This is a genomic window from Schlesneria sp. (genome assembly GCF_036405755.1).
Lineage (GTDB): Bacteria > Planctomycetota > Planctomycetia > Planctomycetales > Planctomycetaceae > Schlesneria > Schlesneria sphaerica.
In genome coordinates, this window is record NZ_DASWWZ010000508.1 from 1 (window position 1) to 10,063 (window position 10,063).

The window sequence follows — 10,063 nt, forward strand, 5'->3', positions numbered from 1 at the left end:
CCCCCAAGGGCGAAGTCCGGATGAAGGCGACGTACCACGATGCCTGTCACTTGTGTCACGCCCAGAAGATCCGTGAGCAGCCACGCGAACTGTTGTCACTTGTTCCCGGACTGGAACTAGTGCCGCTGAGCGAGTCCGAAATCTGTTGCGGTGCCGCAGGGAGTTATAACCTGACGGAAGGTGAAATGGCCGACCAGTTGGCCAGCCGCAAGATCAAGAATATCCTCGCAACAGGGGCCGAGACGGTCATTATGGGGAATGCCGGCTGCTCATTGCAGATCCAGGCCGCACTTCGACAGGCAAAAAGCCCTGTCTGGGTCGCTCACCCCATGGAGATTCTGGATCTGAGCTATTCCAGAGGGCAGCAAAAGTCGAACTGACCCCAACAGCCGTCCAGGTGGTGGGGTGAGTGGTCGTCGAACGGACGTAAGAGACTCCGTTCCTGCTCTGATCACCAGAACGCATCTCGCAACTCAGTCGTTACCCGGAACGCCGATCTTATCCGCTTTTGGTTGCGTGACGGGGTGGTGTGGGGCGACTTTGCGTTTTTTGGCGATTGTAGTGATGGATCGCGGCCTCATGTGTCGATGTCATTTCCCGGCGGAGGATGAGTCCATTTCGCATCCTCGTATTCGAACGCGAAAACGAAACGGACATGACCATGGCGGAACCGACCTTAGTCGCGACGATTGAATTGCTGGCGCAGGAAGCGCTGATGTGGATTGGGTTTGGAACGATCGTTGGTCTCAGCGCGAAAGCTCTGATGCCTGGACGGGATCCCGGCGGAGCGATTGGCACTATGCTGATGGGGATCGTAGGGAGTCTGATTGGCTGCAGCATCCTGCTGTTGTTCGACACCAGCTTTAAGATCACGCCCATCAGCCCGATTGGATTCGCGGCCGGGACGATCGGCGCGTTTCTGCTACTCTTCTTCTTCCGCCTGCTCTCAAACTCGTACGTCGTCGAGGCCGTCGACGGCAAGGTCTCGGGCCGGCCCGGAACCGTGGTCACGACGTATCACCGCCGGCGCACCCGCAAAGCGGCGTGATTCGTGGTGCGGTGGTGAGTCTGATAGTGGAGCCACCCGCGATCACGAATGCCGTGTTCCCGTGTGGACGAAGTGGAAAATCGCTCAAGCGGCGATTAATGCCCGGGAGCGTCGATCGCTACTGGGCTGGTGCGTCATCGACAACTGGTTCCAGTTTGCCTTCCGCAGTCCTCTGATAGACAGACTTCGTGTGTGGGTCGACAATCAGCAGGTTGCCCTTCCACCAGGCCAATCCTACCGGGTTCTTCAGCGGTTCACCTGCGAAGAACGGTTCAGGCTTCTCGCCCTGCTTCACTTTCCAGATTGTCTTGGCATAGCCGTCGGCGACGTAGCCTTCCCCTTCCTTGCCGAGCACGATGTGGTGCTGGAACTGGAACGGACGTCCTTCCGTAATGACCTCGCGCTGCATTCCGTCACTTGAGAGCCGGATCACAGCGTCTTTTCCGTGTGAGACGATCCACAAACGCCCTTCATCGTCGATGGTCATGCCCCGAGGGGCGGTCACTTCCGCGATAATGTTCGGCGTGCCCCCTTCTGCGGGAATTTTCACGATCCGCTGGATTTCAATGTCTCCGGCATAGATGGTTCCATCCTTGGCCACGGCGAGCGACATGGGAATTCCGACTCCCCCTTTGGTCAGCGGCTGAGGTTGAGCGGATTCATCGAACCGATAAATCTCTCGCGTGCTGGAATCTCCTGCCAGCAGTTTTCCCTGATGATCAATCGCCAGACATCGCACGGCATTGAGCGGCGTGCGAAACTTCTTTGATCCCTGAAAATAGATCGACCACTTCCCGTCTGAAAACTTCCAGATGCCGGGAAGTTCACGGTCGGCAACGTAGATCGTGTCATCTGCCGTGACCGCGACGGCCAGTGGGTAGAGCATTCCATCAGCCGCTCGTCCCGATTGCGTAAATCCGCTGAGCAGGCACCACGTCAATAAACACAAATACGCCGGGCGTAGAGACGTCAACATCGATTCAGGACCTATGCTAAAAAGCGTACGATGAGGAACGGTGCCATCCCGCATCCGGGAAAATGATCAGCATCTACCGTAGATCGGGAACGTGAAAAGATCAGCCGTCGCCAGCATGGCGATGATTCCGGGAATCACTCAGCACAGTGACGCAGTGAAAAGTATAACGAGCGAGGCCGAGATGTTGCCATTCAGGCAACTCCTCTGGCAAGACAAGCGGGAAGACAGACGCCCGGTTAGCAGGTCAGAACGGGAAATGGGTCAGAGCTTCGAGACAGTCCAAACTGCGAGGGGCGGCCGGGGGATTGAGTCCGCTCCATTCACTTGCAGGGGGGAAGTCGGTACGTTTCCACCGGTTCCCCTTGTTTATTTTGACTCCACCTTCTCTGCAAAGTGTTCTCTATGAGCAGCGCGTCTGAGTCTGACGTCAGTTCACCCCGCATCGTGGTTGTCGGCTCCATTAATATGGATCTCGTCGCGCGGATGAGCCGTCTGCCACGGCCCGGTGAGACGGTGCTCGGGACCTCGTTCCAGACGATCCCGGGAGGAAAAGGAGCCAATCAGGCTGTTGCCGCCGCACGACTGGGGGCGAACGTCATGATGATCGGGTGTGTCGGCAAAGATGCGTTCGGCGATACGCTACGGAAAAACCTGCAGGACGCGGGAGTCAACACGGTCCACGTGCTGGATTCTCCGGATGTCTTCAGCGGCGTGGCATTGATTGGAGTCGACGATACGGGTGCCAACTCAATTGCCGTGGTTCCCGGTGCGAACGCATTGCTGACTCCTGAGGTGGTGGCGTCCCGTGAAGAGGTGATCGCGGGGGCACGTGCCCTGATCGTTCAACTGGAGACGCCGCTGGATGCGGTCGCCAGTGCCATTCGACTGGCTCATCAGCACGGAGTGACAACGATCCTGGACCCGGCACCGGCGCCGGTCAACGCTCTTCCGGATGCCCTGCGGTCCGTTGATATTATCAGCCCCAATCAGACTGAGGCGGAAGTCCTCACGGGAGTCGTCGTCAATGACTGGGAATCGGCAAAACAGGCGGCAAGAGTCCTGCAATCTCGCGGAGCGAAAAACGTCGTCCTTAAGATGGGCGAACACGGGGCACTCGTGCAGTTAACGGACGGATCGACCGAGCAGATCCCTGCGCACAAAGCGAATATTGTCGATACGACGGCGGCAGGGGACGCGTTCACGGCGGCACTGACGGTGGCACTGTGCGAAGGAATGTCTCTACCTGCGGCAACGCACTTCGCGTGTGCAGCAGGTACGCTAGCGTGTACCCGTTTTGGTGCTCAGCCAGCGATGCCCGTCCGGGCCGAACTGGAGGCATGGATGAAAACCGACGCCACAGTGCGCTGAACACAATTCGACTCTTTCAGGTGTCGGCTGTAAGCCCCGGACGCCCGGACGCCGCAACTTAGAGTGCATATTGCTGAATTTTTGTAATTCCATTAACGTCTCGACCGTTGATGTTCTGAGTGACAGTGCGCGATTGTGTCTGGGTTTAGCCTCGCCTGGAGAATTTCGAGGTGAGGGCCATCGAAGACCATGCCTTCGATGGGATTGAATCCAGGACGATGAGGCCGGAGTGCTCCAGAATTTTCGACGGTAACGGTGCAGAATACGGTTGCAGGAGTGGCAGCCGATGGATGCCGAACGGCAACAGGATCGTAGCAAAGGACTGAAGACGTCCTGAGACCGTGACAGGCAATCGCCAAAAGGAGTTGACGATGCAATGGGTGCGGAACACTGGTTTCGTGGTTTCGCTGGCAGTACTGGCATTTTTTGTCTGTTCTGTGGCGGTCCAGCGACAGTTTGAACGCTATTCGGAACCGTTCGCGTCCGACCAGCCATTCGCAGCGCTCTCCGGACCTTTGCTGAAGTGTTCTGCCGAGGACTTCAGCGACATGGGAGATCTCGGCTTCCCTCGCTTTGCCGAACGGGTCGGTGCCGACTCTGATGTCGTTTCCGCACATCAGATTCAGGAGTGCGAAGGGCGCGATCTGACGATTCGTACGAGTGATCCCCCGACGGCTGTTCCCGCCCCTGTCGACGCATATCCGGTCGATGCACCGAGTGAAGAAGATCTTTACGAGCAAACCGGGAACGAGGCCGTTCGCAGCGTGATCGAACGAGAACTCTCACACACGACAAGCGAAGAGCGGGACATCTGGTTTGAAGAATTGAAATCACTTCCCGCCGGGGTGGTGCGTGACCTGCTGCAGGTTCGAAAGCAGCTTCGCGCCCTGCCGCAGTTACTCGGCGGTGCTCCAGAAAAGCTTGCCGCCGCCGTTCCACTGCGAGAAACCCGGACGGGCGACATCATTGCTGAACCGATCTCACAAAAAATTCGGTTCCTGTCCTCGCTGGATTCCTCGCCCACGGCGGCGATTGAAGCGGCGATTTCGCAGCATCAGCACAATTTGACCAACTCGAAAACACCGGGTTACAAGCGGATTCGTGTCACGCTGGTGGATTACTACCGGCAGAGGGCTTCAATTGAAGACGAGGAGGACGAAGAGGAGTCAACTCCCGCTGCTCGTGCGGGGATTCAAGGTCTCGGCTGTCGCATGTCTCCGCCCCAACTCGACTTGAAACAGGGGCTCTTAAAGAACACGGAACGACAACTGGACCTCGCCATCAGTGGCGAAGGCTTCTTCGTCGTGAAGCGCGGAGAAACCGAGTATCTGACAAGATGTGGCGCATTCACTCTCGACAGCAATCGTCAACTCTGTCTGCTCGTCTGTTCTGACTCGGTGTTACTCCAGCCGCCAATGACCGTCCCCGAAGACGTTCGTGAGATCCAGGTGAGTGCCGACGGCACCGTATCGATCCTGAAGAACAGCGAAGCGACGCTGGTGATCATCGGACGTCTGCATCTGGCTCGCGTTGCCAGCTCACCTCGATTGCTGCCAGCCGGACAGACACTGTATCTGCCCACCCGGGAATCCGGTCCGATTGTGGTCGAAGCTCCATTGTCGAATGGGATTGGAGAAATTCAGCAAGGGTACCTGGAACAGTCGAACGTCGACTTCGAGGCCGAGTTGGAAGAAATCGAGGACTTGCAGATGATTCTGAAGTCGCTTCCTTATCCAGCCTCCCGACCTGTGACGGCCAGCGGAACTCCGGCTGCTCCGACTCGCTAGAGCCCGCTGATGCGTCCCCCGCTGCATGAGTCATACGCGAATCGAATTGGAACGGTGACCGGAAGACAGCGACCCGATAACGGGGATTTGACGTTTGCGCACTGTCTGCGGGGAACTGTCTGTGGCGCGATTCCTGCGGTCAAAGTCGTCTGGCAGGTCGGTGTTCAGTGAGCCGCACTGTCCTGCGGGCCGGGGCCTCGGATCTGAGGTCGTGCATCGAACCAGCCCGCTTCTGCGAATCGGGTAAACCCTGCGCTTCACGTGCTTTACAACGGTGTTGACGCTGTAAAGCAGGGGGCAGAACGGCAGGTCGCTTTCGGCCGATTGTTGGAACGGCCGACGCCGTATACATTGGTGCGGCATGTGGCCTGCTTGATCGGCCCTGCGCGGATGCTGATCGCGCTGTTGCACCCGCCGCGAATTATCGTGCCATGATGATCTTTGAGAGAGACCATGCCTTTACATCCTGAAGCCGCTGCGTTCCTGGAACAAGTCGCCCGGCAGAAGGCCTATACGTTTGAAACAGTTCCCGTGGAAACCCTGCGTCGCGCGGCGGCTCTGGGCTGTAAGGCCGGGACGGATTTGCCAGATCTTGCCACCGTCAAGAACCTCACGATCGAGGGACCCGACGGAGACGCACTGCCGATCCGGGTGTATGTCCCGCGAGGTGACGGACCATTCGGTGTCTGCCTCTATTTTCACGGGGGCGGCTGGGTCCTGAACAACCTCGACACGCATGATGACCTGGTCCGGCATCTGACGGCCGAATCCGGCTGCATCTTCGTCAATGTCGACTACCGGCTGGCCCCCGAACACAAGTTTCCTGCTGCGATCGAAGATGCTTATGCCTCCCTGAAGTGGGTGCATGCGAACCCAGACCAGTTTGGCTGGGATCCCCATCGAATTGCCGTCGCCGGGGACAGTGCTGGAGCGAACCTGGCGGCGGTGGTCTGCCTGATGTCCCGAGACCGCGGTGGACCCCCGGTTGCATTTCAATCCCTGATCTACCCGATTACGGACTGCGATTTCGAACGTCCCTCCTATCACGAGAATGCCGATGGGTATTTTCTGACGCGGAAAGAAATGGGGTGGTTCTGGGATCAGTACGTTTCCTCTGCAGCACAGCGGCAGGATCCCTATGCCTCGCCTTTGCGGGCGACAACATTGAAGGGGCTGCCACCCGCTTCGATCATCACCGCTGAGTACGATCCTCTGCGGGACGAGGGAGAAGCCTACGGGGCTGCTCTGCAGGCCGCGGGAATCCCAGTGACGCTGCACCGCTACGAGGGGATGATTCATGCGTTCTTACGCCGCGTTCAACAATTTGAAACCGCACGAGATGCGATCAAACGAATTGGACAACAGCTTCGCAGCGCCATCGGAACGAAGTGATTTTCTGGACTAATTGGATTTGCAATGCATAAATACGTGATCATGGGGGCGCAAGGATGCGGCAAAGGGACCCAGGCTAAGCTCCTGAAGCAGGTTTTCGAGATGGTTCACATCTCGGTGGGCGATATTTTTCGATGGCACATTCAGTCGCACACCAAGCTGGGGGCTCGGATTAAGCGTTTGATCGCTGATGGAAGAATGATCGATGACGAGATTGTCGAGCAGATCATTCGGGAGCGTCTGGCGCAGCACGACTGGAACTACGGGTTTATTCTCGATGGCTTTCCTCGCACGCTGACTCAGGCTGCCTTCTTCCTGGAAAGCTACGACATCGACGCCGTGATCCATATCGATGTTCCGGATGAAGTTGTGTTCGAACGGGTTCTCGCACGGCGACTATGCAGCCAGTGCGGCCTCGACTACAACCTGATCCATCACCGACCCGCAACTCCAGATACATGTGACGTCTGCGGCGGGAAACTGGTCATTCGCAGCGACGACAACAAAGAAGGATTACAGCAGCGACTGCGTGACTATCGGACTCAGACCGAGCCCGTCCTGCAGCTGTTCGCGAAAAAAGAACTAGTGATCCAGACGGACGGAGCCCGCGATATCGACACGATCCAGCAGGATATTCGTTCGCAACTCGGCCTGCGTAAGGTCTGAGCGGACAATGCAACGTCCTGGGTGAAGTGGGTACGTGCGACGACACGCATGGATCCTTCCGGCGAAATCTCACACGCACGCCGTCGCCGGCAGAGGATCCTTCCGAAGACGGATTGCGATCGAGTCGTCGTCTTCATGCCACTGCTTCGAAGTCTTCGTAGAAGCAGTGTCTTATCATCTTCGCACGGGTTGGATAGAGCACTGCATGCCCGAAGCCGGTCAGACAGGGGCATGAGCGTTCTTCCAATAACCGAGCATGCGAGCGTCGTTATGATCAGATCATTAGTCGTCATTCAGTGCTTCAAAATCTTCGGAGAATCAGTCTCTTCCGCATTCGCGCGGCGGGATAGTGCACTGCATGCCCGAAGACGGTCATACAGTGGCATGTGAGCTTTCGTGATCTTTTTCAGGGGCTTACTTCGGAACCCCATCCCGCTTCATCGCAGCGAGGCGGTGGCCCATGGGACAAACGCCTCGTTGGCCCCGTCCACCGTTTGTGTTCGGGGGATGACCTAACGAGTTAAGCCAGCCAAGTGCGACAATGCAGGTCACACCATGCAGTGCAGCGGGTCGGCCAGGTAATACATTGCCTGCAGGGCCTGTGGATCATCCATTGTGACCAGCGGTCCCGGCGTGATGATCTCCAGCGGAACGGAATCGACCGATTCCTTGTTGCGGGCGATGAAGTGGCCAAGGAACAGCGCTGTCTGGTGGATCCGGCAGACGGGGTTCACCGCAGAAGCGGCGAGTGTCCCCGCCCTGATGGCGTCGAGTCCATCCTTCTGGCCATCCACCGCGACGACGATCATCTTTTCGTGAATCGTCCCCTTCAGTGCCGGGATGGCGCCCAGGGCCATGTCGTCACTATGGAAGAACGCACCGGCGATCGGTGTCGTCTCCTGCTGAAGCAAGGCTTCGAAGGTGTTCCGGGCTTTTTCCTTTTTCCAGTCGCACCAGCGAACGCCCCCACCGACAACTTCGACATCCGGAAACTTTTCCACGATGTTCTCAAAGCCCTGGCGTCGACCCTGCGCTCCGCTGTGTCCATCAAGGCCCCCGATGTGGATGACTTTCCCGCGTCCACCAATCTTCTTCATCAGGTAGCCGACGCTTTTCTCGGCCATGTCAACATGATCCGGCATGACCTCGCACCAGACGCCGGTGCTGCGCATTTTGTCCATGTCGACCAGCAACGTGTCCATCGAGATAACTGGAATCCCACGGTCCTTGAGTCGTTTGACTGGCTCAGCCAGCGAATCAATCTGCACGGCCTGAAAGCAGCAGAAATCCCAATCCCGGCCGGTGAGCGAATCAATCTTGTCACGTTGCCGGCCGGGATCGAATTCGCCATCGAACCATTCGATTTCGATATTCAGCAGGCGTCCCCAAAGTTCAGCGGTTTTCTTGCCGAGTTCGCACCAGGTGCTTTGCAGTCCCGCATTGGAAAACGCCGCTCGCAATGGTCTTGCACCGTCTCCTGTGGGAGCGACCCCTGATGCGGCACATCCCGCCAGAGACAGTCCCATGAGTCCGGTCGATCCGATGGCGAGCGATTCCAGAAAGTCACGACGTGATGCAGACATGGTAGTTCTCCCGGTTGAAGTGTTCTGAAGGAGAGCAGTTCTACACTTTTGCCCGTCTAAAGTCGTCCGCTGCGGAAAATTCCGTAGATCAGCCAGATGGCCAGCAGACTGGAAAGGAGGTAGATCGGCATCGTGACCCAGATGGTGCTCGCCCCTTTTGAGATAATCAGAGCCGAAGCGACAATCAGGGCTGCAATCACCATTCCGACGACCAGCCGGTTACTTGAGCGCTCGAGTTCGAGGATGAAGTGATCCAGATTCCGATGCTCGAGCTGAATGCGTAAGTCGTCGGTGCTGAGCTTGTGCAGCGTGCGGCTCAGTTGGCCTGGAAGATCGTGCACGCAGTGCCACATGTGCTGAGCGTCGGCGTAGACACGCTGTGCCATCTGCGCGGGCGAATAACGCTCTCGCACAGACCGTTCGACGAAGGGCTCCAGATGTGTTGCCAGGTTGAATTCCGGATCCAGGGTTCGACCGACTCCTTCCAGAGTCACAAGGCAGCGGATCAGCAGCATCAGGCTGCCCGGACAGCGGATCCCGTGGTTCGTCAGGATCGCCACGAAGTCTGACAGGACGGAAGCCACTTTCAGATGAGCCAGGTCGATGCCGTAGTAGTTCGAGATGAAATCACGGACGTCGATTTGCAGCAGCGCCCGGTCCACCTCCATGTGGGGTTCGCCGATTGCCAGAATCAGCTTGATGGCGGAATTGACGTCCTGACGAATGATCGCCAGCAGCAGATCCAGAAGCTGCTCGCGAGTTCTTCCGTCGATCATCCCGATCATGCCGTAGTCGAGCAGGCACAGTGTCCCATCTCGCAGAATTCGAATATTGCCCGGATGGGGATCGCCGTGGAAGACACCGAACTGGAATGCCTGCTTCATGAAAATACGGGCGCCGTTGGCTGCGATGTCCGCGGGCCCCCACTTCGAATCGGTCAGCATCGTGAGCTGGTCAATTTTCAGGCCATCGACAAACTCCATGGTGAGCACTGCGGAGGTGCTCAGGTCGCCGTAGACCCGAGGAACATACAGGGTCGCATCGTCCTCGAACAACCGGCTGAACTCGAGCATGGTTCGACCTTCGCGATCGAAGTTGAGTTCACGGCGAATCGAACGTGAGAAATGTTTCACGAGACCCGTCGGATCAAAGATGCGTGTTTCCGGAACATTCCGCTCGAGCAGAATGGCCAGTTCCTGCATCAGCAGAAGATCACGCTCGACATCACGCACCGCGTTCGGCC

At 57.6% G+C, this 10,063-nt stretch carries 9 protein-coding genes; 6 read left to right on the forward strand and 3 right to left on the reverse strand.

Annotated elements, in window-relative coordinates; all coding sequences use genetic code 11:
- Both VGE80_RS17205 and VGE80_RS17210 read left to right on the forward strand, forming a co-directional pair.
- Positions 1-380 (forward strand): (Fe-S)-binding protein (locus tag VGE80_RS17205; protein ID WP_440593528.1); only part of this gene is annotated, 380 nt, incomplete at its 5' end.
- Between the two features lie 281 nt (positions 381-661).
- Positions 662-1,048: a GlsB/YeaQ/YmgE family stress response membrane protein gene (locus VGE80_RS17210; RefSeq protein WP_373650519.1), complete on the forward strand. Its 387-nt coding sequence runs from the start codon at positions 662-664 to the stop codon at positions 1,046-1,048.
- Positions 1,049-1,166: 118 nt separating this feature from the next.
- Here the strand turns inward: VGE80_RS17210 and VGE80_RS17215 are convergent, their stop codons facing one another.
- Positions 1,167-1,934 (reverse strand): SMP-30/gluconolactonase/LRE family protein, encoded by a 768-nt coding sequence (locus tag VGE80_RS17215; RefSeq protein WP_440593529.1) that lies wholly within the window; start codon positions 1,932-1,934, stop codon positions 1,167-1,169.
- Between the two features lie 492 nt (positions 1,935-2,426).
- On the opposite strand from VGE80_RS17215, the gene rbsK reads away from it, so the two are divergent.
- From rbsK to VGE80_RS17235, 4 genes are all read left to right on the forward strand, one after another.
- Complete coding sequence (gene rbsK / locus VGE80_RS17220) at positions 2,427-3,392, forward strand: ribokinase (RefSeq protein WP_440593530.1); 966 nt, start codon at positions 2,427-2,429, stop codon at positions 3,390-3,392.
- Between the two features lie 371 nt (positions 3,393-3,763).
- On the forward strand, positions 3,764-5,179 hold the full coding sequence (locus VGE80_RS17225; RefSeq protein ID WP_440593531.1) for a flagellar hook-basal body protein: 1,416 nt from the start codon (positions 3,764-3,766) through the stop codon (positions 5,177-5,179).
- 453 nt (positions 5,180-5,632) lie between these two features.
- Positions 5,633-6,571 carry an alpha/beta hydrolase gene (locus tag VGE80_RS17230; protein WP_440593532.1) on the forward strand — a complete coding sequence of 313 codons (939 nt, stop codon included), beginning with the start codon at positions 5,633-5,635 and terminating at the stop codon, positions 6,569-6,571.
- A 24-nt stretch (positions 6,572-6,595) separates the two neighbouring features.
- The gene (locus VGE80_RS17235) at positions 6,596-7,237 is read left to right on the forward strand and encodes an adenylate kinase family protein (protein WP_397571334.1); all 642 of its coding nucleotides are present in this window, start codon (positions 6,596-6,598) and stop codon (positions 7,235-7,237) included.
- A 548-nt stretch (positions 7,238-7,785) separates the two neighbouring features.
- On the opposite strand, the gene VGE80_RS17240 is transcribed toward VGE80_RS17235, so the two are convergent.
- Both VGE80_RS17240 and VGE80_RS17245 read right to left on the reverse strand, forming a co-directional pair.
- Positions 7,786-8,820, reverse strand: a complete 1,035-nt coding sequence (locus tag VGE80_RS17240) for a sugar ABC transporter substrate-binding protein (RefSeq protein WP_373650525.1) — start codon at positions 8,818-8,820, stop codon at positions 7,786-7,788.
- Between the two features lie 56 nt (positions 8,821-8,876).
- Positions 8,877-10,063: ABC1 kinase family protein (locus VGE80_RS17245; RefSeq protein WP_440593533.1), on the reverse strand; the 1,187-nt coding region annotated here is incomplete at its 5' end.

Coding starts and splice junctions, on each gene's coding strand:
- VGE80_RS17210 (WP_373650519.1), top strand. CDS start 662: ATGGCGGAACCGACCTTAGTCGCGACGATTGAATTGCTGGCGCAGGAA.
- VGE80_RS17215 (WP_440593529.1), bottom strand. CDS start 1,934: ATGCTCTACCCACTGGCCGTCGCGGTCACGGCAGATGACACGATCTAC.
- rbsK (WP_440593530.1), top strand. CDS start 2,427: ATGAGCAGCGCGTCTGAGTCTGACGTCAGTTCACCCCGCATCGTGGTT.
- VGE80_RS17225 (WP_440593531.1), top strand. CDS start 3,764: ATGCAATGGGTGCGGAACACTGGTTTCGTGGTTTCGCTGGCAGTACTG.
- VGE80_RS17230 (WP_440593532.1), top strand. CDS start 5,633: ATGCCTTTACATCCTGAAGCCGCTGCGTTCCTGGAACAAGTCGCCCGG.
- VGE80_RS17235 (WP_397571334.1), top strand. CDS start 6,596: ATGCATAAATACGTGATCATGGGGGCGCAAGGATGCGGCAAAGGGACC.
- VGE80_RS17240 (WP_373650525.1), bottom strand. CDS start 8,820: ATGTCTGCATCACGTCGTGACTTTCTGGAATCGCTCGCCATCGGATCG.